22 protein-coding genes and 1 pseudogene are annotated in these 25,656 nt (G+C 71.2%); 10 read left to right on the plus strand and 13 right to left on the minus strand.

What is annotated here, in order from left to right; translation table 11 throughout:
• The first annotated feature begins 103 nt into the window (after positions 1 to 103).
• A complete protein-coding gene (locus ABIA35_RS05950; RefSeq protein ID WP_370357161.1) occupies positions 104 to 2,221 on the plus strand; it encodes an alkaline phosphatase family protein in 2,118 nt (705 codons plus the stop codon).
• 73 nt (positions 2,222 to 2,294) lie between these two features.
• Here the strand turns inward: ABIA35_RS05950 and ABIA35_RS05955 are convergent, their stop codons facing one another.
• From ABIA35_RS05955 to ABIA35_RS05995, 9 genes and pseudogenes are all read right to left on the minus strand, one after another.
• Positions 2,295 to 3,422 (minus strand): hypothetical protein, encoded by a 1,128-nt coding sequence (locus ABIA35_RS05955; RefSeq protein WP_370357162.1) that lies wholly within the window; start codon positions 3,420 to 3,422, stop codon positions 2,295 to 2,297.
• 131 nt (positions 3,423 to 3,553) lie between these two features.
• Complete coding sequence (locus ABIA35_RS05960; RefSeq protein WP_370357163.1) at positions 3,554 to 7,855, minus strand: GH92 family glycosyl hydrolase; 4,302 nt, start codon at positions 7,853 to 7,855, stop codon at positions 3,554 to 3,556.
• Between the two features lie 366 nt (positions 7,856 to 8,221).
• Entirely contained in the window at positions 8,222 to 9,781 is a 1,560-nt protein-coding gene (locus tag ABIA35_RS05965) for an NAD(P)/FAD-dependent oxidoreductase (RefSeq protein WP_370357164.1), read from the minus strand.
• 41 nt (positions 9,782 to 9,822) lie between these two features.
• Positions 9,823 to 10,296, minus strand: a complete 474-nt coding sequence (locus tag ABIA35_RS05970; RefSeq protein WP_370357165.1) for an NUDIX hydrolase — start codon at positions 10,294 to 10,296, stop codon at positions 9,823 to 9,825.
• Positions 10,297 to 10,417: 121 nt separating this feature from the next.
• Positions 10,418 to 11,167 carry a DUF1269 domain-containing protein gene (locus ABIA35_RS05975; RefSeq protein WP_370357166.1) on the minus strand — a complete coding sequence of 250 codons (750 nt, stop codon included), beginning with the start codon at positions 11,165 to 11,167 and terminating at the stop codon, positions 10,418 to 10,420.
• A gap of 215 nt (positions 11,168 to 11,382) precedes the next feature.
• Positions 11,383 to 11,709: pseudogene (locus ABIA35_RS05980) on the minus strand (ATP-binding cassette domain-containing protein); the annotation flags it as partial.
• Positions 11,706 to 12,209, minus strand: a complete 504-nt coding sequence (locus ABIA35_RS05985; protein ID WP_370357167.1) for a MarR family winged helix-turn-helix transcriptional regulator — start codon at positions 12,207 to 12,209, stop codon at positions 11,706 to 11,708. The gene ABIA35_RS05985 and the pseudogene ABIA35_RS05980, both read right to left, overlap by 4 nt.
• A 262-nt stretch (positions 12,210 to 12,471) precedes the next feature.
• Positions 12,472 to 13,470 (minus strand): SDR family oxidoreductase, encoded by a 999-nt coding sequence (locus tag ABIA35_RS05990; protein ID WP_370357168.1) that lies wholly within the window; start codon positions 13,468 to 13,470, stop codon positions 12,472 to 12,474.
• Positions 13,467 to 13,913, minus strand: coding sequence for a MerR family transcriptional regulator (locus ABIA35_RS05995; RefSeq protein ID WP_370357169.1), 447 nt, complete (start codon positions 13,911 to 13,913; stop codon positions 13,467 to 13,469). Before ABIA35_RS05995 ends, ABIA35_RS05990 begins: the two co-directional genes overlap by 4 nt.
• Positions 13,914 to 13,985: 72 nt before the next feature.
• Between ABIA35_RS05995 and ABIA35_RS06000 the strand changes: the two genes are divergently transcribed.
• Positions 13,986 to 14,459: a GNAT family N-acetyltransferase gene (locus ABIA35_RS06000; protein WP_370357170.1), complete on the plus strand. Its 474-nt coding sequence runs from the start codon at positions 13,986 to 13,988 to the stop codon at positions 14,457 to 14,459.
• Positions 14,460 to 14,549: 90 nt separating this feature from the next.
• Positions 14,550 to 15,044, plus strand: coding sequence for a hypothetical protein (locus ABIA35_RS06005; RefSeq protein ID WP_370357171.1), 495 nt, complete (start codon positions 14,550 to 14,552; stop codon positions 15,042 to 15,044).
• Positions 15,045 to 15,057: 13 nt separating this feature from the next.
• Here the strand turns inward: ABIA35_RS06005 and ABIA35_RS06010 are convergent, their stop codons facing one another.
• Positions 15,058 to 15,783 (minus strand): SDR family oxidoreductase, encoded by a 726-nt coding sequence (locus tag ABIA35_RS06010; protein ID WP_370357172.1) that lies wholly within the window; start codon positions 15,781 to 15,783, stop codon positions 15,058 to 15,060.
• A 122-nt stretch (positions 15,784 to 15,905) separates the two neighbouring features.
• Between ABIA35_RS06010 and ABIA35_RS06015 the strand changes: the two genes are divergently transcribed.
• Positions 15,906 to 16,484 carry a TetR family transcriptional regulator gene (locus ABIA35_RS06015; RefSeq protein ID WP_370357174.1) on the plus strand — a complete coding sequence of 193 codons (579 nt, stop codon included), beginning with the start codon at positions 15,906 to 15,908 and terminating at the stop codon, positions 16,482 to 16,484.
• A 7-nt stretch (positions 16,485 to 16,491) separates the two neighbouring features.
• On the opposite strand, the gene ABIA35_RS06020 is transcribed toward ABIA35_RS06015, so the two are convergent.
• Together ABIA35_RS06020 and ABIA35_RS06025 are read right to left on the minus strand one after the other, a co-directional pair.
• Complete coding sequence (locus tag ABIA35_RS06020; protein WP_370357175.1) at positions 16,492 to 16,824, minus strand: branched-chain amino acid transporter permease; 333 nt, start codon at positions 16,822 to 16,824, stop codon at positions 16,492 to 16,494.
• The gene (locus tag ABIA35_RS06025; protein ID WP_370357176.1) at positions 16,817 to 17,497 is read right to left on the minus strand and encodes an AzlC family ABC transporter permease; all 681 of its coding nucleotides are present in this window, start codon (positions 17,495 to 17,497) and stop codon (positions 16,817 to 16,819) included. Before ABIA35_RS06025 ends, ABIA35_RS06020 begins: the two co-directional genes overlap by 8 nt.
• Before the next feature lie 62 nt (positions 17,498 to 17,559).
• On the opposite strand from ABIA35_RS06025, the gene ABIA35_RS06030 reads away from it, so the two are divergent.
• Positions 17,560 to 18,018 (plus strand): Lrp/AsnC family transcriptional regulator, encoded by a 459-nt coding sequence (locus ABIA35_RS06030; protein WP_370357177.1) that lies wholly within the window; start codon positions 17,560 to 17,562, stop codon positions 18,016 to 18,018.
• Here the strand turns inward: ABIA35_RS06030 and ABIA35_RS06035 are convergent.
• Positions 18,002 to 19,777, minus strand: coding sequence for a WD40 repeat domain-containing protein (locus tag ABIA35_RS06035; protein ID WP_370357405.1), 1,776 nt, complete (start codon positions 19,775 to 19,777; stop codon positions 18,002 to 18,004). The two genes, ABIA35_RS06030 and ABIA35_RS06035, sit on opposite strands and share 17 nt — an antisense overlap.
• A gap of 261 nt (positions 19,778 to 20,038) precedes the next feature.
• Here ABIA35_RS06035 and ABIA35_RS06040 point away from each other — a divergent pair, with 261 nt between their 5' ends.
• The 5 genes from ABIA35_RS06040 to ABIA35_RS06060 all read left to right on the plus strand — a co-directional run bounded on the left by ABIA35_RS06040 (position 20,039) and on the right by ABIA35_RS06060 (position 25,640).
• Positions 20,039 to 20,134: an Ms4533A family Cys-rich leader peptide gene (locus tag ABIA35_RS06040; RefSeq protein ID WP_370357178.1), complete on the plus strand. Its 96-nt coding sequence runs from the start codon at positions 20,039 to 20,041 to the stop codon at positions 20,132 to 20,134.
• 116 nt (positions 20,135 to 20,250) lie between these two features.
• Positions 20,251 to 21,963 (plus strand): ABC transporter substrate-binding protein, encoded by a 1,713-nt coding sequence (locus tag ABIA35_RS06045; protein WP_370357179.1) that lies wholly within the window; start codon positions 20,251 to 20,253, stop codon positions 21,961 to 21,963.
• A gap of 19 nt (positions 21,964 to 21,982) precedes the next feature.
• The gene (locus tag ABIA35_RS06050; RefSeq protein WP_370357406.1) at positions 21,983 to 22,945 is read left to right on the plus strand and encodes an ABC transporter permease; all 963 of its coding nucleotides are present in this window, start codon (positions 21,983 to 21,985) and stop codon (positions 22,943 to 22,945) included.
• A complete protein-coding gene (locus ABIA35_RS06055; RefSeq protein WP_370357180.1) occupies positions 22,942 to 23,931 on the plus strand; it encodes an ABC transporter permease in 990 nt (329 codons plus the stop codon). The genes ABIA35_RS06050 and ABIA35_RS06055 overlap by 4 nt, the downstream gene beginning before the upstream one ends.
• The gene (locus ABIA35_RS06060) at positions 23,928 to 25,640 is read left to right on the plus strand and encodes an ABC transporter ATP-binding protein (protein ID WP_370357181.1); all 1,713 of its coding nucleotides are present in this window, start codon (positions 23,928 to 23,930) and stop codon (positions 25,638 to 25,640) included. Before ABIA35_RS06055 ends, ABIA35_RS06060 begins: the two co-directional genes overlap by 4 nt.
• The last annotated feature ends 16 nt before the right edge of the window (positions 25,641 to 25,656 follow it).

Genomic DNA, 25,656 nt, shown 5'->3' on the forward strand with positions numbered 1-25,656 from the left:
CTTGATCAACGCGCCTACTGGATGAAGTTGTACAGTCAACTTTGGCGCTTTACCCGACACCTTCGGGAGCCGTCGAGCAGCGACGTCTCTGGCAGGAGATTCCATGACGCACATACCGAACACCTCCCCCACCCCCGAATCACCGCTCGACGACAGCTCGGAGCCCACCGCCGGCGCCAGCCGCCGACGCTTCCTCCAGGGCTCCGGAGTCGTCGCCGGCACGCTCGCGCTTGGCGGGCTCACCAGCGAGGGCACCGCCGAGGCCGCGGACGCCAACGGCGGCAGCATCACCGCCGACGCCACCGAAGCCGCAGCCGCAGCCGCCGCCAAGACCAACCGCAGGGGCCTGCCCCGCGGCTTCAACGGCGACATCTCCGACCTGAAGCACGTCGTCATCCTGATGCAGGAGAACCGGTCCCTGGACCACTACTTCGGCGCGTTGCCCGGCGTGCGCGGCTTCGGCGACAAGCAGGCGCTGCGGTTCCAGGACGGCACCAGCGTCTTCCAGCAGAAGGACGCGAGCGGCAAGATCGTGACCCCGCAGGCCGACGACGGCGCCTGGGGCAACGACCACGGGGCCTGGGGCGACGTGAACCACCGCAAGTGGGACCTGTGGGTGCAGCACAACGGCGCCAGCTGCATGAACTACCACAGTGCCGCCTACATGGGCTTCTACCACTCGGTCGCGGCCCAGTACACGATCGCCGACCAGAACTTCTGCTCCGAGTTCGGGCCCACCGACCCGAACCGGAAGTACCTGTGGAGCGGTACCGCCAACAGCGAGACCGGCAACACCGACGAGTCCAACTACTCCCGCCCCTGGGTCACGGTCGCCGAGCAGCTCCAGGAGGTCGGCATCGACTGGCGGCTGTTCTCGGACAACAGCGGCGACGGCCGGCAGGGCTACGTCAGCAGCTGGATCGGCGACTACGGCGACAACGAGCTGAAGTACTTCAAGGGCTTCGAGCCGGCCGGCCTGGCCGCCGACGACCCGCGCCTGCGTCCCGGCACCGGCCTGATCTGGCGCGGCAACGCCGCCTACTACGCCGGTTCGACCACGCCGGACGACGACTCCGACGCGAACCTCGACGCGGTCCTGAAGCCCCTGCACGACGCCTGCCAGCCGGGCGCGGAGCACCCGCTGCCGGCGGTGTCGTGGATCGTCGCGCCCTACGGCTGGTCCGAGCACCCGGGCGCGGACACGATGCACGGCGAGCGCTACACCAAGAAGGTGCTCGACATCCTGCAGGGCAACCCCGACATCTGGAACCACACCCTGTTCATCCTCAACTACGACGAGAACGACGGGAAGTTCGACCACGTCCTCCCGCCGTGGCCGGAGGCCGGCACGGCCCGCGAGTACGCCGGCGACTACCCGCTGGGCTTCGGCGCACGGGTGCCGATGCTGCTGGTGTCGCCGTGGACCCGCGGCGGGCACGTCGCCTCTGAGGTGTTCGACCACACCTCGACGATCAGGTTCCTGGAGGTCTGGGCGAAGTCCCTGGGCAAGCCCTTCACCTGCCCCAACATCAGCGACTGGCGCCGCTCCATCGCCGGGGACCTCACCAGCGCGGTCGACTTCGCCCACCCGCAGCCGGGCCCGGCCGCCTTCCCGGACCCGCTGGCCGAGACGCCGGTGTCGATCACTGCTGACGACATGACGCCGCGCCCGCTGAGCTTCCAGCCGAACGCGACCCTCTCCGAGGACCGCAAGGCGGGCACCGTCACCGCCACGATGACCCTGGCGGGCGGGCCGGCCGGCAAGGCGGTGAGCTTCCAGGTGTTCCCTGACAAGTACCTGCCGTTCTCCAGCACGCCGTTCACGGTCACGGAGAAGAAGTCGCGCACGTACACCTGGGACGCGAAGGCCAACGACGGCAAGTACGCCTTCTCGATCTACTGCAACGACGGCTTCGTCCGCTCGTTCGCGGGCCAGGTCGGCGGCCCGGCTCGGGTGCAGGCGGAGTTGGTCACGGGCCACCACCACGAGGTGAAGTTCACTCTGCACAACGACGGGACCAAGCGGATCACGTACACGCTCACCGCCAACGACTTCCTCGGCGGGACGCGGCACGTCACGGTGGCCCCCGGGCACACCTCGACCGTGACGTGGCCGACGAAGCAGGGCTACTACGACGTGGTGCTGACCGTCGACGCCGACGCTGCCTGGACGCAGCGCTACGCCGGACGGATCGCCACGGCTGAGCACGGCTGCCGCTAAGGCGGGCCAAGCCACCAGCTGTCCGAAGCCGCCGCCACCCCGGGACAAGGGTGGCGGCGGCTTCGGCGTGCTGTCAGGCCTCGATGAACCGCTCGTGGACCCGGTCCCAGGAAGCGAGCACCGTCTTGTCGCCGCCCAACGCCGAAAGCAGGCGCGGGAAGTAGTCCGCGAGGCACTGCTCGTAGTCCCGGCGCCCCTCAACGAGGTCATCGGCTGCTTCCAACAGCTCGGGGATGGTCCCCTCGATCCGCTCCCGGGTCATCGACGCCTCGCGCACGCCGCTGCCGTCGCTGTCCGCGATCCGATGGCCGACACCGCCGAAAGACGGGAAGCGCGCGGTATCCGGCAGAAGCGAATGGAAGGGCACCCCGTTGTGGAAGTACTCGAACCACGGCCCGCCGGAAAGCGTCAGCCAAGGCGTGCCGACCACGAGCGCGGCGAAGGAGAACCCCGAATGCGGCGAGAACAGCAGCGCGGCACGGTGGATCAGTGCCAGCTGCACCAGCAGCGGCAGATCGTAGCCGTCGACCGCGCCGACAGCAGCCATCAACTCGGCCGCGTCCCCGCGCGGCATCGCACTGGAGCGGCGCCCATGCGCCCCGGCGGTCTTGCCGATCAGCACGATGGTGGCGTCCGGCCACGCCGCGCGCAGCTCACGCAGCATCAGCAGCCATGATCCGGTGGACGGGTAGCCCGCTCGCTCCCCACCCCCGCTGAGCAGCACCGCGAGCACCGGACCGGAACCCGAACGCGGCGCGAGGATGCGCTCGGCCTCCTGCAGCGCCTGCGCCGGAAGACGCAGCCGCAGGTGCTGCTCAAGCCGGAAGGGAAGGCCGGGGGCGTTGCCAGGTGCCGCGAAGTGCGCGGCAGCAGCCTCCGACAGCCGGGCGAGGTGGGGGAACTTGGCGCTCTCGACCGGGTCGTCGCGCCGGTAGCAGCGATACGTGAACTCGAAATCGCGCGGCACCTCCGCGTACGGATCGGCCGGGAATCCCGTCTCCGTCGGGTCGAACATCACCGGGTACACGGCGTCGAGGAAGTCGCAGCATTCGGCCAGTTCGAGCGGGGAGCGATAGGGCAGCGCAAGCGAGACTGACAAGCCCGGATTGGCGGCGGCGTAGGCACCGGCGATCTGCAGGCCCTCGATCACGTGGCCGACAGGAGGGTAGGTCGACCAGTCCACCAGCAGTCGTCCGATCATGGCGGGGACGCTACCAACAGGCCCGCCCCCACCGCCTCGCATTTTCCTGTCGCAGAACACGAAGAGGCCGCCGACCGGGGGGTGGTCGGCGGCCTCTCTATCCTGCGATCAAGCGATCAGCAGGCGGTGCATCAGCCCTCAGCCACCGCGAACACGTGCATCGCCGTGGTGTTGCTGCTGACGCTGGAGGCCACGTCCGGGAACGTGATCGACGCGAGTGTCTTCGTCGAGTCCAGCGGCACCGTGGTGGAGAACACGTACATCGTGATCGACTGCGAGCTGCCACCGTCGCTGTTCCGGTAGGGCATCGTCGCGATCGCGGCGTCCGTGGTGTCCGCGCCGCTGGCCCAGTCGTTCAGGGTCAGCGTCTGGGTGGTGCTGGTGCCGTCGGTGTAGGTGAGGGTGACGGGCCCGGCGGACCCGCCGTTGGTGGAGGAGCCCAGGAAGCCGAGCTTGGTCGCCCCGGCCTTCCCGTTCACCAGCATCTCCTGGCCGGCGGGCAGGAGGTTGTCCGCGCCGCAGGCCTGGACGTTCGGCCAGGTGTAGGTCACGCCGTTGGACGTCACCGTGCCGCCGGGCTTGATGCCGTCGGCGGCCAGGGCTTCAGCCGAGTAGCTGTAGCCGTCGCCGTCGAAGTTGGCGCACTGCTGGTTCGCGTCCGGCGAGGTGCCGGTGTTGCTGTAGTAGTCGGCCGGGTTGGCGGTCGGGGTCATCGGCAGCACCTGGCTGTCGGAGACCTGGCCCGCGGCGTTGACCACGGTCGCGGCGGCGTTGGTGCCCGCGTAGACGTGGAACATGCCGTTGGAGCCGCTGGGGGTCGGGACGGTGAAGGTCACCGCCGTGTCGCTCCAGGAGTCGACCGTGAACGCCGCGCTGTTGCCCGGCGCGCCCCAGTTGATGCCCTGGTCGCTGAAGGCCACGTAGCCGGTGCCCTGGGTGGCGCCGAAGCCGGAGCCGTGGATGGTCACCTGCTGGCCGGCCGCGGCCGGGGAGGGGCTCACCGAGGTGGTCACCGCACCGGTCGGGGCGGTGGTGGAGGTGCCGGTCGCGAAGACGTGCAGCCGGCCCTGGTCGGCCCCGTTGGGCAGGGTGACCGAGGTCAGCGTCTTGGCCGGGTCGACCGGGAACACCGTGGAGAACACGTTCGTCGCGACGGACTGCTTGCCGTTCGAGCAGCCATCGCAGGTCCGGTAGGGCAGCGTCGCCGCGTTACCGTTGCCGAACGAGGGCTTGCTGTTGCCGCCGCCCAGCGTCCAGTCGGACAGCCCGAGCCAGAACTGGGTGCTGGTGCCGTCGGAGTAGGTCAGGGTCATGACGCCCTGGCTGGGTCCGCCGTCAGCCGAGCCGAGCAGGCCGAACTGCTGCGTCCCGGCCGGGGCCGACACGGTCAGCTTCTGGCCGGCGGCCACCGTGTTGTCCGGGTAGCCCGGAGCCGGCAGCGGCCAGGTGTAGGTGATGCCGCCCACGGTCACCGGCTTGCCGGGGTTCAGCCCGGCGGCGGCCAGCGCCTCTGCGGAGTAGCTGTAGCCGCCACCGTCGAAGTTCGCGGAGTTGACCGCGGCGTCGTCGGCGATGCCGTTGTTGTTGAAGGTGGACAGCAGGCTGCCCGGGGTGGCGACGAGGACCGTGAGGTTCATCGTCGGCAGGGCCTTGCCGTTCTCGGTCAGCTTGACCGGGATCGTGTAGAAGGTCTGCGCCGTGGCGGCCGAGGCGTTGACCGTCAGGGTCAGCGAGCCGTGGCCGTCGGGCGAGACGTGGACGTCCGATGCGGACTGCTTGGTGCTCAGGCCGGCCGGGGCGGTCGCGCTCACAGAGATCTTCTGGGAGTGGCCGATGACGTCCTGCGCGGACACCGTGACCTTGGCGCTGCCGCCGGGGGCCACCTGGATCTGCTGGTCGGACAGGTACCCGATGGCGGGCTGCTGACCGGCGCCGTCGGACGGAGGCACGTCGTTCTTGCCCGAGCCCCAGTCCTTGTTCGGGGTCGAACCCATCTTGACGTCGAGCCGCGCGCCGTTGGTGAACGCCGAGGCCGGCAGGTACGGCGAGTGCCACGACGAGCCGTCGAGCTTCATGTTCTGCACGTAGAAGTTCTTCACCGAGTCCGCGCCGGGGGCGTTGACGGTGATGGCCTTGCCGTTGCCGAGGTGGATGACCTCCAGCGGGAACTCAGGGCTGTTCAACGCCATGTTCGCGCTGCCCGCGGCCTCCGGGAACATGCCGAGCATCGAGAAGACACCCTGGGCCGAGGTGGTGCCCAGGTCGTCGTTGCCGCCCAGGCTGGTCTTCGGGTCGTCGGTGAAGATCTGCGTCCGGACGTCGTTGACGATCTTCTGCGCCTTCCACGGGGCGCCGGTCCAGTCGTACAGCCACGGCACGCCCATGTCGGGCTCGTTGCCCAGGAACGCGTACGGCGAGGGCGGACCCTGGTCGAGCTGGGTGAAGAAGGTGTCCAGCTGCTTCTGCACCGCCTTGCCGCCGCCCATGGCGGTCACCAGACCGCCCAGGTTCCAGCCGATCTGCCAGCGGTACTGCGAGGCGTCGCCCTCGACGTAGTTGTCCGAGGAGCTCAGCGTCGTCGGGACGTACTGACCGCTGGTGGTGCGCGGCTCGATCAGGCCGGTGGCCGGCGCGAACAGGTTCTGCCAGTCCTGCGACCGGGTCTGCAGCGCGGCGGCGTCGGTCTTGTCGCCGAGCGCGCCGGCCAGCTGGCCCAGGGCGTAGTCGGCGGCGCCGTACTCCTCGGTCGTCGACACCGGCCCGTAGAAGTTGCAGCAGGTGTTGGCGGCGTCGGAGGGGACGTAGCCGTACTTCTCGAAGTCGGCCAGGTCCGGCCGGATGTTGTTCGGCGTGTTCGCCTCGGCCAAGGCGTACTTCAGCGCCGAGGCCGTGTCGAAGTCGCGCGCGCCGAAGGCGTAGTAGTCGGCGAGTTCGCCGTCGGCCGGGTCGCCGACCATGACGTAGCTCTCACCGTTGTTCATCGCCCACTTCGGCATCATCCCGTTGTTCTGGGAGGCGTCGTTGACGATCGACTGCGCGGCGTTGCTGGCCATCGCCGGGTCGACGATCGCCTCCAACTGCGCCTGGGACCGGTAGATGTCCCAGCCGGAGTAGTTCGCCACCTGGATGTGTCCGGCCTGGACCGTGTGCACCTGGTTGTCGAACCCGACGTACTGGCCGTTGGTGTCGGAGAACGTGTTCGGGTGCAGCAGCGCGTGGTACAGCCCGGTGTAGAACACCTGCTGGCGCGCCGCGGTCCCGCCGCCGATCTGGATCTTGCCCAGCTCGTCGTTCCAGGCCTTCACGCCGGCGGCGTGCACGGTGTCGAACGCGAAGCCGTTCTGCTCGGCCGCCAGGTTCGCCGTGGCGTTGGGGCCGGAGGTGAACGAGATGCCGACCTTGGCCTGGACCACCTGGTTGCTGCTGGTGTCGAAGGTCAGGTAGACGCCGTCCGGGCCGGTGGCCGCGGCGTTGACCGCCAGCTTCTGGGCCGTCTTGGGCGCGGCGGGCACCGTGCCGTGCAGCGTCGGCGCGGGCAGCACGCCCGGCTTGGCCTTGGGCGCGGTGTCGGTCTTGGCGCCCTGGTTCGAGGTCGAGTTCGAGTTCGAGTTCGGACTCGGGCTCGCGCTGGGGCTCGGCGAAGCGCTCGGCGCCGCGGGGCTGGCGGCGGTCGAGGGGGCCGCCTGGGTCTTCGTGCTCTGCGTGGCCTTGGACTGCGTGTTCGCGGCCGGCGCCGAACCCGGGGTGACAGTCGAGCCGGTCCACGTGCCGTTCGCGGTGAACGGCTGGTCGAAGACCATGTCGAAGTTCAGCGTGTAGGTGTTGCTGGCACCGCAGAAGTGGCCGCTGGTGACAGAACCCTTGATCTCGTTGTTCCCGACGACCGTGGCGCTGGTCGCCGAGTCGCCGTTCTGCGAGCCGTTCAGCTTGAACAGCAGGTTGGACTGCGCGTTGGCCGGGAAGGTGAACCGGCCTATGCCAGAGCGCGCGGTCTCGGTCAGCTCGGTCTTGACCGCCGAGGCCCCGGTGCCAGTGGTCACCGAGTAGTAGTCGGACGAAGCCGACTCGGCGGAGTGGCTGAACGGCGCCGACGCGCTCGACGGGTTCGCCGGCAGCGCGCCGACCGTCGGCAGGATCGGCACGTCGCCGAACGCCCCACAGCCCGGGCCGGACATGTGGGTCATGCTGAAGCCGGAGATGTTGGAGTCTCCGTAGTAGTAGCCGCCGCCCTCAGGGCGGTCCGGCGTGGTGTCCGGCCCCCACTGCATCATGCCGAACGGCACATCCGGGCCGGGGAAGTCGTCGGCCTGGCCGCCTGCTCCGCCGTCTCCGGTGGCCAGGAACGGGTTGACCGCCGCCGCCGGGTTCGCGACCGGGGCTACCGTCCCGGCCCCGTCGGTCGCGGCGAAAGCCGTCCCCGCCGCACCCGACAAGCCTGCTGCAACGCTTAAGGCTCCGGTCAAAACGACGGCTCCAGCCGTCTTGGCCATCTTTCGTCGAACAGCCCTTAGTTGGACATCTGCACGGCGCGCCATGGGCACCGTCCCTCCACGAGTGGTCAGTTTTCGAACGAGCTCGAAGGTGACGGCGGTAACGTTAGCAAGGCTTCTGAGTTGCGACTATGGGTCCTGGCGAACCTGTTTTCCTGTTAACGTTCCCATGCTGGTCAGGCCGACCCGACGGCGAAAAATCGTTATCCGGCTCCGGTTACGGGCAGGTGACAAAGGCGGTCGGGGCCGACATCGGCCCCGACCGCCTCAACAGGGGGTGAATACTAACTCGCTGTACCGCCACGGGCATCAGCCCCGATACGTCTCCAACAGACGCAACCAGACCTCGCCGATCGTCGGGTAGGCCGGAACGACGTGCCACAGCCGGCTCAGCGGCACCTCGGCGGCCACCGCCATCGCCGCGGAGTGCACGAGCTCTGCCACCCCGGGCCCGACGAAGGTGACCCCGACCAGCACCTCCCGGTCCAGATCGACGACGGCGCGCGCCTTGCCGGTATACCCGTCGGCGTACAGCGCCGCCCCGGCGACCGAGCCGAGGTCGTAGTCGACCTCGCGCACCCGAAGTCCCTTGTCCTGCGCCTGCTTCAGGGTGATGCCGGCGGCGGCGGCCTCGGGATCGCAGAACACGACCTGGGTCACGGCGTGCACGTCAGCGGTCGCCACGCTGCGACCCCACGGCGCGGTGTCGAGCGCCCGCCCGAAGGCGCGGTCGGCGATCGCGCCGCCGAAGATCCGGCCCTGATACTTGCCCTGGTGCGTGAGCAGCGCGCGGTGGTTGACGTCGCCGGCCGAGTACAGCCACTCCCCCTCGACGCCCTGGACCAGTCCGGTGTCGTCGACCTCGAGCCAGCCGCCGGGCTTGAGGCCGACGTTCTCCAGGCCGAGGTCGGCGGTCGCGGGCCGGCGGCCGGTGGCGAACAGGACCTCGTCGGCGGTCAGGGTGCTGCCGTCGGCCAGGGCGAGGTCGACCGTTCCGTCATCCCGGCGCTTCACGGCGGCGACCGAGGCCCCGAAGCGGACGTCCACGCCGTCGTCGGCGAGGTTCTTCGCGACGAGTTCCCCGACGAAGGGCTCCATGCCGCCCAGCAGCTTGTCATCGCGCACCAGCATGGTGACCTCGCTGCCCAGCGCGTGCCACGCGGTGGCCATCTCCACGGCCACCACACCGCCGCCGACCACGGCCAGCCGCGCCGGCGCCTTCTTGGCGGAGGTCGCCTCCCGGCTGGTCCACACCTTCGCCTCGGCCACACCCGGCAGGTCCGGCACCAGCGCCTTGGTCCCGGTGCACACCGCGACGGCGTGCCGCGCGGTCAGGACGCGGTCGGTGCCTTCGGGGGTCCGGACCACGACGCGGCGCTCGCCGTCGATCCGGGCGTGGCCGCGCACCAGGCACAGGCCGGCCTTGGCGAGCCAGTCGACCTGACCGTCGTCCTTCCAGTCCGAGGCGAACCCGTCGCGGCGGGCGAGCACCGCCTCGACGTCCAGCGTCCCGGCGGCGACCGCCTGCTTGGCGCCCTCCAGGCGCCGGGCGTCGGCCAGCGCGGCGATCGGCCGCAGCAGCGCCTTGCTGGGCATGCAGGCCCAGTAGGAGCACTCGCCGCCGACGAGTTCGTGCTCGACGACGGCCACGCTCAGCCCGCCGGCGTGCGCGCGGTCGGCGAGGTTCTCCCCCGTCGGCCCGCCGCCCAGGACGATGACGTCGAAGACCTCGCCGTCGGCGGGGTCGATGGTGTCGGCCGGCTCTCCGTCGTCGCCGACGGCCGGGGCGGCACCGTGCACGAAGACCGGGGCCCCTTCGGCCACCATTTCCTGGGCGGCTTGCACGACGTTCTCATCCGGGGCTTCCATGGCACTCCTCGCTGGTCTCAGTGATGGATCAAGTATCGGGCTCAATGCCGGACCAGGCCGCCGACCGGCACCGCGGCGACGTGGCCGGTCGCCGGGGTGGTCCGGGCCAGCGCCAGGCCCACGTCGACCAGCGAGGAGCGGCGCAGGGCGGGGACCTCGGCGATCGGGGTCCAGACCGACTCGGCGATGTCGCCGTCCGGCTCGGGCCGCGGCTCGCCGCCGGTGATGCGGACCTGGTAGAAGATGCCGACGTTCTGGTGCGGGACCGGGCCGGGTTCACGCATCTCGGCGATGGGGATGACGCGCGAGTCCACGCCGAGCAGCCGTTCGACCACCGCGTCGCAGCCGGTCTCCTCCGCGACCTCGCGGATCACCGCGTCGATGGGGTCCTCGGTGTGCTCGACGCGGCCGCCGGGGAATGTCCAGACACTGTCGCCGTCCGCCTGCACACAGCGGGCCAGCAGGACTCGGTCATCGACGATGCAGACGGCATAGGCGGCCAGCCGGAAGCTCATTCCTGCCACGGTATACGGCATCGCATACGAAAACCGGCCCGGCCGCCGGGAAGGCGACCGAGCCGGTCCGCAAACGCTGAATGTTGAACGCTGAATGTTGAACGTTGAACGCTGAACGCTGTCAGCCGCTCTTGGCCGCCGAACCGGAGTTCGCGCCCTTGGTCCCGGCGCCGGACTCGCGGGCCGCCGCCGCCCCGGCCGCGCGCGCCGCGGAAGACCCAGAGGATCCAGAGGACCCTGAGGACGCGGAGGATCCAGAGGACGCCGAGGGCGGCGGGCCCGGCTTCGGCCCCGGCTTGGGGACCGGTCCGGGCTTCGGGGCCGGCTTCGCCGCCGGGGTCGCGCCCGGAGCCGCCGGCGCCGGCGCCGCCTGCTGCTCTTCCTCCTCCTCGGCGAAGGCCTCGCGCAGCTGCGCCTCCTGCTCCGCGGAGAGGTTCGTCTTGATCAGCTCGGCCCCGGCCCGCTCGAAGGTCGGCAGCACCCGGTCCCCCACCTCGTCGGAGGACAGCACGAACAGCGCCGAGGTGCCCCGCGTGACCTTCGCCTTCACCTGCTCGATGAAGTCCTTGTCGATCCCGACGTTGGCCATCGAGCCGCCGAGCGCGCCGGCCGCGGCGCCGACCGCCAGGCCGATCAGCGGGATGAAGAACAGCAGCCCGAACAGCAGGCCCCAGAAGGCGCCGCCCAGGGCCCCGCGGCCGGTCATGTCGGCCAGCTGCCGGGTCTTGGGGCGCTTGGCGTCGGCCGGCCAGCTGACCACGGCGCCGTCCAGCACCTTGATCAGTTCCTGGGCCTGCAGCTGCTTCAGCTCCTCGAGCACCGTCTCGGCACCGTCGGGGTTGTCGAACTTCCACACGGTCAGGGTTGCCACGAATCCTCCTTCGGAAGGGCATCCCGACCAGTTTGCGTCGGTATGGGCGGACGTGCCTCTCGGCTGGGCCGCATGCGCCGACCGGGGCCGTGCCGGACTGGTTCTGGGGCCCCGACAAACTGGTTCCGCGGCCCTGCCGATTACTTCGCGAGCCGCCCGAGCAGCGCCGAGGCCGCGGCGATCCCGGCCACGGCCGCGCCGGCCAGCACCCCGAAGCCGGTCAGCCCGCTGTCGGCGGACAGCTGCTGCGGGACGTAGCCCAGCAGCCGGCGCGCGCCCATGCGGTCGCGGGCGACGTCGTGCCCGAAGAGGCGGATCATCCCCGGCGGCACCTTGGGCAGCGTGGTGATGGCGCGGATCGCGGTGGTCTTGCCGGCGCCGTTGGGGCCCAGCAGCCCGAAGACCTGCCCGGCCGGGACGGTCAGGTCGATGCCGTCCACGGCCCGGGTCTGGCCGAAGGCGTAGACCAGGCCGGTGACGGCGATCGCCGCCGCGCCGGCGTCGGGCGCAGCGGCGGGTTGTCGGGAATCGGCAGCGGTCATATGCCATCTCCGCTCTCGGGGAACTCAACGCGGTCCGGAACCCCGGCGCCGTTCTCGGCTTCCTCATGCAGCGACGCGGACAGGGCCCGCAACGCCGGCAGCGCGGCGTCCAGCGCGGCACGGTCGGCCGGCGCCAGGCGCTCGATGTGCGCGCAAACCAGCACGGAGCGACGGTCCTGCCACTCCTGCAGCCGCTTCTCCGCCTCGGGGGTGATGCGCAGCAGGGTGGCCCGGCCGTCGCTGGGATCGGCCGAGCGCTCCAGCATGCCGAGCTCCACCAACCCCTTGACCAGCGTGGACACCGAGTTCCCGGCCAGCCCGAGCTCCTTGGCGGCCTCGGAGACCCGCAGGCCCGGATGCGCACGCACCAGCCTGAGCAGCTCGACCTCCGCGCCGCGCAGGCGCGGCAGCTGAAGCCCGGCACGCAGCCGGCGCCGGATCAGCCGGTTCAGCCCCGCAAGGACGTTCTCAAGCTCCGATGGCTCGGTGGCACCGCTCATACCCCCGATTTTAGCTCTGACGCAGAGCTAACTGAAGTGGGGGGTCGGAACGCGGCGGTATCACGCGGTGAAGCAATAAGGACCTTTCCACGCCGAAGCGCCGTAATGATCGCTTGCGGAAGCCCGGGTCCCCGGCCAGGTCCTCGCTGACCACATTGTCAGAGCTCGTATGAGCACGCCTACCGGTCGCGCGGTGCCAGATCAGTTTTGTCACCACGCGAACCGCACAGGTCGGCCTCACCGCCAAGGCATCAGCAGTACGTCAGCGGTGCGTCAGCAAGCCGAGATCCCGCAGGCTCTCCGCCGACTCCACGATCGTCGTCTCGGCCGGCCGCGGACGCCAGCCCAGTTCCTGGCGCGCCCGGTCGTTGTGGATGACCGGGCGGGGGACCTCGGGGCCGTCGGCCTCGGTGGTCGGTGCGAGCGCCGCGAGGTCGCCGAGGCGGTCGCGCAGGATCGCGGCGAGTTCCAGGAAGCTCAGCGCCGGGCCGTCGGCCAGGGCCAGGAACCGCTTGCCGGCGGCCTGGGGTGCCGCCATCGCGCGCAGGTGCAGGTCGGCGACGTCGCGTACGTCGGCGACGCCGAAGCGCAGGCGCGGCGCGACGCTCATCGTGCCGTCGAGCAGGGCCTTGATCAGCTGCATCGACGAGCCCAGCGCCGGGGTCAGGGTGGGGCCGAAGATCGCGGTCGGGTTGACGGCCACCAGCTCGGTGCCGCCGTCGGCCATCAGGTCCCACGCGGCCCGCTCGGCGATCGCCTTGGACCGCGGGTACGGTGCCAGCCCGGGCGTGTCGGGGTCGGTCCAGTCGGCCTCGGTGAACTCGGGGTGCCCGGGGTGCTCGGCGTCGGGCTTCGGCGTGTAGCCGATCGCCGCGAACGACGAGGTGAGCACGACCCGGCGGACCCCGGCGTCCCGGGCCGCGCCCAGCACGCGCAGCGTGCCCTCCCGCGCCGGGACGATCAGCTCGTCGGGGTCGGCGGGCTGCGCCGCCGGGATCGGCGAGGCGACGTGGTGGACCTCCTGGACCCCGGCCATCGCCTGCTTCCAGCCCGCGTCGGCCGTCAGCTCGGCGGCGACGACCTCCAGGCGGGCATCGTCGGCGCCGCCCCGGCGCACCGCCTCGCGCAGACCGGCTTCGCGAGCCTGCGACCGCACTGTGGCCCGCACCCGGCGGCCGTCCCGCAGCAACGCGGCCACGACATGGCTCCCCAGGTAGCCGGACCCGCCGGTCACCAGTACGGGATTGGTGGAATCACTCATCGCAGCGCCTCCAAACGCTTCATCGTGGCCACCAGCCTTTCGGCGGCCACCTCCTCGGCGACGGCGTCGCCCCGGTCGCGGGCGTCCCACAGCTCGGCCTTCTGGCGCAGGTAGCCCAGCCGCAGCCGCTGCGCGGCGATCTCGGCCTCGACCCGCTCGACGTGCCGCAGCAGCAGATCGCGCTGCTCCCCCGCCCGCGACCGGCCGATACGCCGGTTCGCCAGGTAGGTGCGCATGTCGTCGATGCCCATGCCGACCGCGCGCAGGCACGAGAGCACCTCGACCGTCTCCAGGTCGCCCTCGCCGTAGCGGCGGTGGCCGCTGCGCTCGTCCCGGTCGATCGGGCCGACGAGCCCGACCTCCTCGTAGTAGCGGAGGGTCGGCTCGGACAGGCCGCTGTGCCGGGAGACCTCCTGGATCGTGTATGCCGTGGAAACCGTCATGAAGGCAGCGGACCACACTTCAAGCGCTTGAGGTCAAGCCCGCGCCGCCGGCCGAGCGACCACAATGGCGCCATGACCGCGCAGCAGGTGACCCTCCGCACGATGACCACGGCCGAGTACCGCGCCGCGACCGAGCACCGCGAGGCGGAGTCGGTACGGGTACTCAGCCGGACCATGGCGGAGGACCTCGCACGCGAGCGCGTCGCCCAAGGCACCGCCCGGTTCCTGCCCGACGGCCTGGAAACCCCCGGCCACCACCTGCTGACCGCCGAGAACAAGGCCGGCGAGGCCGTCGGCAACGCCTGGGCGGGCCCGGACCCGAGCGGCGCCGCGGCGTCGGCGTGGCTCTACGACATCAACGTCTTCGAGCCGCACCGCCGCCACGGCTACGGCGCCGCGATCCTCGCCGCCGTCGAGGAGCTCATCGCCGCCGACGGTCGCACCGCGCTGGGATTGAACGTCGTCGGCGACAACGCCGCGGCGATCGCGCTGTACCGCCGCGCCGGCTACGACGTGGCCTCGATGGTGATGCGCAAGCAGGTGTAGAAGTCTGCGCGAATGACCGTTACCGCGACGTCCGCCCCTGCATACGCTCGCTCCCATCACCGTTCGCACAAACGGATCCAGGGGGCAGCCATGTCGTGGCGCGAAAACGGATACATCTTCTACGGGAGACAGACGCTTTCCCACACCGCCCGGTCCCAGGGCCGCGGGACGATGCTCTGCTGGTGCTACGCGTTCGGGGCGATCCTGGACACCAATTGGAGCGGCGTGGCGCTGTTCTCCGATCTGAACGCGCTGTCCAAGGGACAGTCCCCTCAGGGCATCAACCTGATGGTCGAGGCCATCAACAAGGACGGCAGGCACGGCCACCTCCGCCCGCTCGCACGCTGGCACGGCGCGGACTGGGGACCCGCGCAGCTGGAGCAGAACTTCCCGCAGGCCACGTTGATCAACGGGCACGTCGTCGTCGCCCTGGCGATCGGCAAGGCCGACCCGCCGGCGAAGCCGGACGAACCGGCGAAGCCCGACCTGGTCCGCTACTGGGACCCGGGGGACGCGCAGATCCACGTCGTCAGCCTCGCCGCTTTCACCAGCCTCAATCCGCACGGGGGCTTCATCAGAGGCTGAGGACCCGGCCCTCTCAGCTCCCGGTCAGCACCGACCCCCCGTCGACCGTGACCACCGTCCCGGTCACGAATCCGTTCTCCATCAAGAACACGTGGGTCGCGGCGATCTGCTCGGCCTCGCCGATCGCGCCGGTCAGCGTCCGCTTCGCCATCGCGCCGAACATCCCGTCGCGCTGCTGCTGCGGGATCGCGTCCCACATCGGCGTGCGCACAGCGCCGGCCCTGACCACGTTCACCCGGACCGGCGCCAGCTCCACCGCCAGGCCGCGGGCCAGGCCCTCGATCGCGCCCACGCCGGCCGCGCCGAGGGCGAAGCCGGGGACCGGGCGGACGCCGACGGTGCCGGAGGTCACCGAGATCGAGCCGGTCCTGCTCAGGCGCGGGATCGCGTGCTTCACCGCCGTGACCGTGCCCCAGAAGCGCACGTCCAGCCGCCGGCGCGCGTCGGCGAGGGCCACCTCGGCCACCGGGTGCGGGGCGACGGCGTCGCCGGCGGTGTAGACGAGGTGGTCCAGGCGGCCCACGTGCTCGAACAGCGCGGCGATCGCCTCCTCGTCCCTGGTGTCGGCCACGACGCCGTCGCAGCCGTCGGGCAGGTCGGCCAGCGCCGCGTCCAGGCGCCGCTTGTCGCTCGAGGCGATGGTCACGCTCGCGCCGGCCTGCGCGGCGGCGCGCGCCGTCGCCAGTCCCATGCCGGAGCTGCCGCCTATGACGACGATCTTCTGTCCCGTCAGTGCCATGATCCGTCCTCCTGTCATCGATCTGCCATCGATCCGTCATCCATCACCGATTGGTGATGTCCCACTGAGACATCACCGTAGCGCATGATGTCTCACTGTGTCATCACTGCTAGGCTGACCCCATGCCGCGCTGGGAACCGAGTGCCGAGGACCGCCTCCGTGAAGCCGCGCTGGCGCTGTTCCTGGCCCGCGGATACGAGAACGTCACCGTCGCCGACATCACCGACGCCGCGGGTCTGACCCGCCGCACGTTCTCCCGCTACTTCGCCGACAAGCGCGACGTGCTGTTCGCCGGCTCGGACCGGCTGCCGCAGGTCATCTCCAAGGCGGTGGCCGAGGCCGACGCGAGCCTGGGCCCGGCCCAGGCGCTGCTGGCCGGGCTCGCCGGCACCGCCGCGACCCTGGCCGCGAACGTGCCCCGCTCCCCCGAGCGCCGCCGCGTCGTGGCCGGCAGCGCCGAGCTCCGGGAGCGCGAGCGCACCAAATTCGCGGCCGTCAGCGATTCCCTGACCGAGGCCCTGCTCGCCCGCGGCGCGACCGAGACCGCCGCGCGCATGCTCGCCGAGGTCGGCATCGCCGTTTTCCGGGCCGCGTTCGCCCGCTGGACCGAGGAGCCGGACGGGGCCGACTTCCCCGTCTACATCCACGAAGCGGCGGCCGAGCTGACGACCGCCCTGGCACCGGTGGCCGAGCGGGACTGATCGCCGGTCAGCCCAGATGCACCGCGTTCGCCAGGACGACGTACACCACGGTTCCGCCGACGATGCTCACCAGGGCACTGCGACGCCATACGTGCAGACCCACTGTCATTGCCAAAGCCACCAGCGGCGCCAGCAACCGCGCCGGATGCGTCACCGGCAGATCGCGCAGGCAGTAGCACAGCAAAATCACCATGACGCCGGCCGGCATCCGAGCGCTGAGCTCCCGCACGGTCGCGCTGGAGCGCAGCGCGTTCAGCGCCGCGAACGGCAGCGCCCGCAAGGCCCACGTCACGGCCGCGGCGACAAGGACCGCGGCGACCAGGTAGCTGGTATCAGGCATCTGCGTTCCTCCGCACCGAGACCACGCGGCGGACCGACAGCCCGGCCGTGAACACCACGAAAGCGGCCAGCAGGAACTGCCCCGGGAACAACCACCGGGCCATCAGCGCACTGAATACCGCCAGCACCGGCGTCGGCAGGTCCCCGCGCTGATCGCGCAGCGCGTCCAACGCCAGAACCGTGAACAGCGCGGTCATCGCGAAGTCCAGACCGGTGATACTGCTGGGTATCAGGGTGCTGAGCAACGCTCCGACCGTCGCCCCGAGCACCCAGTACAACTGCAACAACACCTGCAGCCACACGACCCGCCGGCCCGGCCAATCCCGCGCTTTCTCCGCCGTGGTCAGCGCATAGGCCTCGTCGGTCATGGCGAAGGTGCTGTAGGCCTTGGCGAGCCGGCCGTCCACCCGGTGCAGCGGGAAGGACAGCGAGTAGAACACGTGCCGGACGTTCACCAAGAACGCGGTCATCGCGATGCTCGCCAGCGGGACCATCGCCACGGCCAGCGGCACCAGCAGGAATTCCAGCGACCCCGCGTAGATCACGCTGGTGAACAGGACGGCGCACCACCACGGCAGCCCGGCGTGCGTGACCACCACCCCGAACGCCACGCCCAGCGGCAGCAGCCCGATCCCTACCGAGGCTGAGTCCCGCAGTGCCACACCAGTTCTCATGGCGAAATTCTAGAAAGAATCGCGCCTAATATGGTTTCCGATTATGGCTCTACAATGTCCTTGTGAGCAATGAAGTGACCCTGGATGCCATCGACCGCGAAATTTTGTTGCACCTCCGCACAGACGGCCGTCTGACCAACGTCGAACTCGCCAAGCGCGTCGGCCTCACCCCGCCGCCGTGCCTGCGCCGGGTCAAACGGCTGGAGGACGCCGGCGTCATCAGCGGCTACCGCGCCGTCATCGACCCCCGCGCCCTGGGCCGGGGTCTGGAAGTCCTGGTGGACGTCGAGGTCAGCGGCAACGACCGCAAGAGTTTCGAGGAGTTCGAACGCATCGTGGTCTCCTACGAGGAGGTCACCGAACTGCGCCGGCTGTTCGGCCGCAAGGACTACTTCCTGCGCGTCGCGGTCGCCGACCACGCCGCCTACGAGGAGTTCCTGACCACCAAGCTCAGCGGCCTGCCCGGGGTGCTGCGGCTGACCTCGCACCTGACGATGAAGGAGCTCAAGAGCGAGGCGTGAGCGACGGAGGCGCAAAAGAGTCGGGCGCAAGAGGCCCGGGCACGGGAGACCCGGGCATGAGGGCCCGGGACGCGGGAGACCCGGATGTGAGCGGCACCAGCATGACCGCCTCCAGCGCGGCGACCAGCACCCCGGCCCGCGTCGCGGCCAGGGCCCGCACCGGGTGGGTGGTCGGGTACGGCGGCGCGGCCTCGGCACCGGTGCGCAGGTCCCAGGTTCGCACCAGCCGGTCATCGCCGCCGCTGACCGCGACCGGCCGGCCGTCCAGCTGCGCTACCGCCACCGCCCGGACCACGGCGGCGTGCACGGCCAGCGGAGCACCGGCCGGCGCGCACGCGGCCAGGTCCCAGACCCGCACCGTCGCGTCCCGCCCGCCGGTGACCGCGATCGGCCGCCCGTCGAGCACCGTCGCCGCTATCGCCGTCACCGCGCCTTCGTGCCCTGTCATCGCCGCCCCGACCGGCCCGCCCGAGTCGGCGTCCCACATCCGCACCGTGCCGTCGGCGCTCCCGGCGACGAACACCGGACGGCCGTGCAGCACCGCGGTCGTCACGCAGGAGGCCGCGTCCATCGCGTCGGCACGACCGGGCACCGGATCGCCGAGCGGCGCGCCGGTGTGCACGTCCCGCAGCCACAGCCGGCCGTGATCGTCGCCGACCACCGCGATGGTCGGACCGCCGGGCACCTCGGCCAGCGCCGCCGACACCGCCCGCACCCCGGGCACGGACAGCGGTGAGCGGCCGCCGCGGGGGCGCGCGGCCAGATCCCAGACGTTGACGACGGCGTCACCGCCGGCCGAGACGACGATCGGCCGGCCGCCGAGTTCGGCGACCGCCACCGCGGTCACCGCACGCCGGTGAGCGCGGATGGAGTCGGTCACCGCGACGCGGGTCGCCAGGGCGACGAAGTCGACGCCGCCGTCGGCGCGCCCGATGACCAGGACCGGCCCGGCAGGCGAAGGCATCACCGCGAGCGCGCAAACGGCCGCTTTCCGGTCCCCGACAATGTCGCCGACCTGCTCGCCGGTCGCCAGATCCCAGACCCGGACGGTCCGATCACGGCCGCCGCTGATGCCCACCGCGCGACCACCGAGGTCGGCCACCGCCACGGCGGTCACCTCGTCCCGATGCGCCGGCATCACTCTGCCCCGCTCCCCGCCGGCCAGCGCCCAGGCCATGACCGAACCCCGGCTGTCGCCGCCGACCACCCACGGCCGGCCGCCCACCACCGCCGCGGCGACCGCCCCCACCGCCCCGAGCGACGGCTCCGGCGGCCGCAACGCGGCACCGGTGCGCAGGTCCCACACCCGGACCGTGCCGTCAGCGCCGCCGGAGACCGCCGCCGGCCGGCTCCCCAGCACGATGGCCGCCACCGCGTGAACCCGGCCGCGGTGCCCCGGGAAGGGCCCGGCCGCCGGGCTGTCGCTCATCAGGTCCCAGACCCCGACCGTGCCGTCGAAGCCGCCGGTGACCGCGACCGGCCGACCGTCGAGCTCCGCGGCGGCCACCGCGAGCACCGGACACCGCTCGCCCACGCGCGATGCCCCGGCGGGTGCGCCGGTGGCCAGGTCCCAGGTGAGCAGAAAGCCGCCGGCATCGCCGACCAGGGCGACCGGCCGCCCGCCGATCGCGGTGACGGCGACGGCGTGCACCGGCCTGCCGTGGCCGCCCAGAGCACCGAGACGCCGGACGTCGGGCTCGGCGGTGGTGGCCCACGCCGCGCGCCATCGGACCTGGCCGCCGAGGGCGGAGTACTCCATCACAGCGGCACGCTAAGCCAGTGCCCGGCGGTTGAGGCAGAGGACATTTGCCCTTACGGGATCGGCGGAAAGTTGCTACGGCGAACGTCTTTCGGTGATCGCATGACGCTGACATGACGTGGGCATAACCGCCTCATGCCCCTTGGACCCCGCCGCCGGATGATCTCGGCGCGGGCACCCCCATGTAACGATCGCATCAAGCTCTTGTCCATATACCGAACCGGTTTGACCCTCGCCCGAATCCCGACCTACCTTCTAGACATGTCCTCGATTCTCACGGCCCGCATGGCGTTCCTCGAACGCGCGCTGCTCGCCGTGACCAACCACTGCGTGGCGGACATCCTCTGTAGCCGTTAGTCGGCCTTGCTTCCGCGTTCTTTTGCGGACTTCTGCTTAAGCGTTACACGTCAGTGCGTGCCCTTGCCGGTGCGCACCGCTTTCCCTCGTCTCCCTCGTCCGAGAGGTTTCTTCCCATGCGGAGAATATCCGTCCTGTCGGCTGCCCTGGCGCTGGTCGCCGCGGGTGCGGCCGCGTGCTCGTCGTCGGCGGGCCACTCCTCGTCCGGCACCGCCGGTTCGGCCGCCTTCGACCCCAAGACCTGCCAGGGCGGCACGCTGGAGGTCCTGAACCAGGACAGCATCAGCAAGCTGGACCCCGCGCGGATCTACACCTCCGGCGGCGGCAACATCCCCTCGCTGCTGTTCCGCACGCTGACCACGCGCAACCGGCAGCCCGGGGAGGCCGGCGCCAAGCCCGCGCCGGACCTGGCCACGGACCTGGGCACGCCGAGCGACAACGCGCAGACCTGGACGTACCACCTCAAGAACGACATCTACTTCGAGGACGGCACGCCGATCACCTCGGCCGACGTCAAGTACGGCATCGAGCGCTCCTTCGCCCCCGAGCTGCCCGGCGGCGCCCCGTACCTGCGCGACTGGCTGGTGAACGCCGCGAACTACCAGGGCCCCTACAAGGACCCCGACGGCATCGCGGCGATCGAGACGCCGGATGCGAAGACCATCATCTTCCACCTGCGCAAGCCCGAGGGCGACTTCCCGCTGCTGGCCACCGCGACGCAGTTCGCCCCGGTGCCCAAGGCCAAGGACACCGGCGTCGACTACGACAAGCACCCGATCTCCTCCGGCCCCTACATGGTCGCCAGCTACGACAAGGGCAAGACCCTGGACCTGGTGCGCAACCCGCACTGGACCGCGGCCTCGGACCCGCTGCGCTACGCGTGCCCGGACAAGATCAACGTGACCTCGGACCTGGACCCGGCGGTCATCAACCAGCGCATCGCCACCGGCACCGGCCAGGACGCGAACGCGGTCACCACCGACACCACCATCGGCCCGGACCAGCTGGCCCAGCTGAACAGCAACCCCTCGCTGGCCAAGCGGGTGGCGCGCGGGGAGTTCCCGGCGACCACGTACCTGGCGTTCAACACCAAGGTGAAGCCGTTCGACGACATCCGGGTGCGCGAGGCGGTCTCCTACGCGATCAACCGCACCACCGCGGTCAACGCCGCCGGCGGCACCGCCGTGGCCGGCGCCTCGACCACCTTCCTGCCCCCGCAGAAGGCGCTGGGCTACCAGCCCTACGACTACTTCCCGGCCGGCGCCACCGGCGACCCGGCCAAGGCCAAGGACCTGCTGGCGCAGGCGGGGTATCCCAACGGCCTGACGATCACGCTGTTCCACCAGAGCGACGACGCCAACAACCTGGGCCCGAAGGAAGCCACCGCGGTGCAGGACGCGCTGAAGGCGGCGGGCATCACGGTGAAGCTGAACCCGGTGGACGACAACAGCTACCAGGACGTGACCGGCAAGCCGGCCACCGAGCCCGGCATCTCGCTGCAGTACTGGGGCGCCGACTGGCCCTCCGGCGCGCCGTTCCTGATCCCGATCTTCGACGGCCGGGAGATCATCAACAGCGGCGGCAACTTCAACATGGCGCAGCTGAACGACCCGAGCGTGAACACCGAGATCGACGCGATCAACGCGATCACCGACCCGGCTCAGGCGCAGGCCCGCTGGGGCGCGCTGGACGCCAAGCTCGGGCAGCAGGCGCTGACCGTGCCGCTGTTCTACGAGAAGGACGTCTACCTGTTCGGCAAGAACGTCAAGGACGCGGTGCCGGACGGCTGGCGCGGGCAGTACGACCTGGCCCGCGTGTCGGTCAAGTAAGGCTGCTGCGTTGACCGCGATCATCGACGCGGCGGGGGCGGCGGCGGGTTCGGACCCGTCGTCGCCGCTGTCTGCTGTTCCCCGGACGCGCGGCGCCCTGTGGCGCCGCCTGCGCAAGGACAAGGCCGCCGCGACCGGCATGGCGATCATCGCCGTGATGGTCCTGGTGGCGTTGTTCGCCCCGCTGCTGACCGCGCTGGAGGGGCAGAACACCACCTCCCTGCACCCGGAGCTGGTCGACTCGGCCAGCGGCGGCACCCCGCTGGGCTCGCTCGGCGGGATCAGCGCGAGCCACTGGCTCGGTGTCGAGCCTCAGACCGGGCGCGACCTGTTCGCCCGGCTCGTCTACGGCGCCCGGATCTCCCTGGGCGTCGCGCTCGGCGCCACCGCGCTGCAGGTGCTGATCGGCGTCTCGGTCGGCATAGCCGCTGGGCTCGGCGGCCGGGCCACCGACGCGTTGCTGAGCCGGCTGACCGACCTGTCGCTGGCCTTCCCCTCGGTGCTGTTCGCGATCGGTCTGATGGCCATCGTGCCGGGCTCGGTCCCGCGGCCGCTGATCCTGGCCGTGGTCATCGCGGTGCTGGGCTGGGGCCCCACCGCACGGCTGGCCCGCGGCCAGACGCTGTCGCTGCGCACCCGGGACTACGTGGCCGCCGCCAAGCTCTCCGGCGCGGCGCCGCTGCGCGTGGCCCGGCGCGAGATCCTGCCCGGGCTGGTCACCCCGATCCTGACCTACGCCGCGCTGCTGGTGCCGGGCAACATGATCGCCGAGGCCGGGTTGTCGTTCCTGGGCGTCGGGGTCCGGCCGCCGACGCCGTCGTGGGGCCAGATGCTCTCGGGCGGCACCACCTGGTTCCGCCCGGACGTGATGTACGTGCTCGTCCCCGGCGGCGCGCTGTTCCTGACGCTGCTGGCGTTCACGCTGCTGGCCGACGGGATCCGCCGGGTCCTGGACCCGCGCAACACGGAGGTGGCGGCGTGATCGGCTATTTGCTCCGCCGGATCATCGGCGCGGCGGTGGTGCTGCTGGCGCTGTCGGCGATCGTCTACGGGCTCTTCTACGCCGGCCCCTCCGACCCGGCGCTGCTGGCCTGCGGCAAGGGCTGCACCCCGGACCGGCTGGCGGTCGTGAAGGCCTCGATGGGCCTGGACAAGCCGCTGGTCGACCAGTACCTGTCGTTCCTGCACGCCATCTTCCTCGGGCGCGATTACTCCTCCGGGCCCACCGTCACGCACTGCCCCGCGCCGTGCCTGGGCTACTCGTTCTCCACCGACCAGCCGGTGACCACGATCCTGAGCTCCGCGCTGCCGGTGTCGGCCTCGCTCGCGCTCGGCGCGATGGCGCTGTCGCTGCTGCTGGGCATCGGCGCCGGGCTGGTCACGGTCCTGAGCCGGCGGCGCTGGCTGGACCACGGCCTGAACGCCGTGGTGCTGGTCGGCTACGCCACCCCGGTGTTCCTGGTGGCGCTGGTGCTGCTCATCGTGTTCTGCGCCGACCTGCAGTGGCTGCCGTTCCCGACCTACGTGCCGCTGACCCAGGACCCGGCCGGCTGGGCCCAGAACCTGCTGCTGCCGTGGATCGCCCTGGCCCTGATCCAGGCCGCGGCCTACGCGCGCATGACCCGGGCCCAGACGCTGGAGACGCTCGGCGAGGACCACGTCCGCACGGCGCGCGCCTACGGCCTGCCCGAGCGGCGCGTCATCACCGGCCACGTGCTGCGCGGCGCGCTCACCCCGCTGGTCACCATGGCCGCGATCGACCTGGCCGCGATCATGACCTCGGCGGTCCTCACCGAGACCATGTTCGGCCTGCCGGGCATCGGCCAGGCGCTGGTGTCCGCGGTCGGCAGCACCGACCTGCCGGTGATCGTGGGCGTCACGCTCACCGCCGGCGCGGTCTACGTCCTGGCCAACGCAGGCGCGGACATCTTGTACGCGGCGATCGACCCCCGAGTGGAGCTGACATGACCGCCCCGAACCCGGTGCTGAACCCGGTGCTGGAGGTCAAGGGCCTGAGCATCGACTTCCCGGTCCGCGGCGGCAGTGTGGTGCACGCGGTCCGAGACCTGAGCTTCTCGGTCGCGGCCGGCTCGGCGCTGGGCATCGTCGGCCAGTCCGGCTCGGGCAAGAGCGCCACCGCGCTGTCGTTGCTCGGGCTGCACCGCAACACCCCGGCCAAGGTCTCGGGCAGCGTGCTGGTCGACGGCGTGGACCTGGTCTCGGCCACCGACACCGAGGTCCGCAAGCTGCGCGCCTCGAAGATCGCGATGGTCTTCCAGGACCCGCTGACCGCCCTGGACCCCTTCCACACCATCGGCGACCAGATCTCCGAGGTCTACCGCCTGCACACCAAGGCCTCCCGGGCCGAGGCCCGGGCCCGGACCGTCGAGGTGCTGCAGCAGGTGCGGATCCCGGACGCCGGCCGGCGCTACCGCGCGCACCCGCACGAGTTCTCCGGCGGCATGCGGCAGCGCGCGCTGATCGCGATGGCCCTGGCCTGCCGCCCGGCCGTGCTGGTCGCGGACGAGCCGACGACGGCGCTGGACGTGACGGTCCAGGCGCAGATCCTGGACCTGCTCGACGAGGTGCGGGCCGAGACCGGGATGGCGCTGGTGCTGATCAGCCACGACCTCGGGGTGGTCGCCGGGACCGCCGACGAGGTGGTGGTGATGCACGAGGGCGTCGCGGTCGAGAGCGGGACGGCCGAGCAGGTGCTGCTGGATCCGCAGGATGCTTATACGCAGGGGCTGCTGGCGGCGATGCCGCGGCTGGATTCGCCGCTGCCGGAGCGGATTCGGATTCAGACCGGATCAGAGCCCGAAGTCCCCGAAGTCCCCGAAGTCCTGGTCCGCATCGAGGACGTCGCCAAGCACTACCGCCGTGGCGGCGCCATCCTCGGCCGCGGCAGCGAACCGGTCCGCGCGGTCGACGGCGTCAGCCTGGAGTTGCGCGCCGGCGAGACCCTCGGCCTGGTCGGCGAGAGCGGGAGCGGCAAGACCACGCTGGCGCGCATGCTGGTGCGCCTGCTGGAGCCCTCGGCGGGCCGCGTGGTCTTCGGCGGGACCGATATCTCGGCCCTGGCGGAGCGCAATCTCCGTCCCCTGCGACGCGATCTGCAGATGGTCTTCCAGGACCCGCTGTCCTCGCTGAACCCGCGCCGCTCGGTCGGCGAGACCATCGCCGACCCGCTGCGCGTGGCCGGCGGGTCCTCCGACTCCGAGATCCGCGCGGCCGTCGCCGACCTCATGGCCAAGGTCGGCCTGGACCCCGGCTCCTACGACCGTTTCCCGCACGAGTTCTCCGGCGGCATGCGCCAGCGCGTGGGCATCGCCCGCGCCCTGGCCCTGCGGCCGAGGCTGCTGGTGTGCGACGAGCCGGTCGCGTCCCTGGACGTCTCGACGCAGGCCGTGATCCTGGACCTGCTGCGGGACGTCCAGCGCGAGTACGGCCTCACGGTCGTGTTCGTGGCGCACGACCTGGCCGTGGTCCGTCAAGTCGCCGACCGCGTGGCCGTGATGCGCGCGGGCAGGATCGTCGAACTCGCCGACGCCGCGACCCTGTTCGCCGACCCGCAGCACGAGTACACCCGCACGCTGCTGGACGCGGTGCCGATCGTCGATCCGGCGGCGGCCCGGGCGCAGCGGGCGCGGCGGCGGGAGGCGCTGGCGGTGGTGTGATCGCGCCGAAGGACTC

This window comes from Catenulispora sp. MAP12-49 (assembly GCF_041262705.1).
GTDB lineage: Bacteria > Actinomycetota > Actinomycetes > Streptomycetales > Catenulisporaceae > Catenulispora.

Excerpts from the sequence above, each read along its gene's own strand:
- ABIA35_RS06015 (WP_370357174.1), top strand. The coding sequence starts at position 15,906 with ATGCCGCGCTGGGAACCGAGTGCCGAGGACCGCCTCCGTGAAGCCGCG.
- ABIA35_RS05990 (WP_370357168.1), bottom strand. The coding sequence starts at position 13,470 with ATGAGTGATTCCACCAATCCCGTACTGGTGACCGGCGGGTCCGGCTAC.
- ABIA35_RS05995 (WP_370357169.1), bottom strand. The coding sequence starts at position 13,913 with ATGACGGTTTCCACGGCATACACGATCCAGGAGGTCTCCCGGCACAGC.
- ABIA35_RS06035 (WP_370357405.1), bottom strand. The coding sequence starts at position 19,777 with ATGGAGTACTCCGCCCTCGGCGGCCAGGTCCGATGGCGCGCGGCGTGG.
- ABIA35_RS06060 (WP_370357181.1), top strand. The coding sequence starts at position 23,928 with ATGACCGCCCCGAACCCGGTGCTGAACCCGGTGCTGGAGGTCAAGGGC.
- ABIA35_RS05965 (WP_370357164.1), bottom strand. The coding sequence starts at position 9,781 with ATGGAAGCCCCGGATGAGAACGTCGTGCAAGCCGCCCAGGAAATGGTG.
- ABIA35_RS06000 (WP_370357170.1), top strand. The coding sequence starts at position 13,986 with ATGACCGCGCAGCAGGTGACCCTCCGCACGATGACCACGGCCGAGTAC.
- ABIA35_RS06025 (WP_370357176.1), bottom strand. The coding sequence starts at position 17,497 with ATGAGAACTGGTGTGGCACTGCGGGACTCAGCCTCGGTAGGGATCGGG.
- ABIA35_RS06005 (WP_370357171.1), top strand. The coding sequence starts at position 14,550 with ATGTCGTGGCGCGAAAACGGATACATCTTCTACGGGAGACAGACGCTT.
- ABIA35_RS05955 (WP_370357162.1), bottom strand. The coding sequence starts at position 3,422 with ATGATCGGACGACTGCTGGTGGACTGGTCGACCTACCCTCCTGTCGGC.
- ABIA35_RS05950 (WP_370357161.1), top strand. The coding sequence starts at position 104 with ATGACGCACATACCGAACACCTCCCCCACCCCCGAATCACCGCTCGAC.
- ABIA35_RS06040 (WP_370357178.1), top strand. The coding sequence starts at position 20,039 with ATGTCCTCGATTCTCACGGCCCGCATGGCGTTCCTCGAACGCGCGCTG.
- ABIA35_RS05970 (WP_370357165.1), bottom strand. The coding sequence starts at position 10,296 with ATGAGCTTCCGGCTGGCCGCCTATGCCGTCTGCATCGTCGATGACCGA.
- ABIA35_RS05985 (WP_370357167.1), bottom strand. The coding sequence starts at position 12,209 with ATGAGCGGTGCCACCGAGCCATCGGAGCTTGAGAACGTCCTTGCGGGG.
- ABIA35_RS06045 (WP_370357179.1), top strand. The coding sequence starts at position 20,251 with ATGCGGAGAATATCCGTCCTGTCGGCTGCCCTGGCGCTGGTCGCCGCG.
- ABIA35_RS06010 (WP_370357172.1), bottom strand. The coding sequence starts at position 15,783 with ATGGCACTGACGGGACAGAAGATCGTCGTCATAGGCGGCAGCTCCGGC.
- ABIA35_RS06020 (WP_370357175.1), bottom strand. The coding sequence starts at position 16,824 with ATGCCTGATACCAGCTACCTGGTCGCCGCGGTCCTTGTCGCCGCGGCC.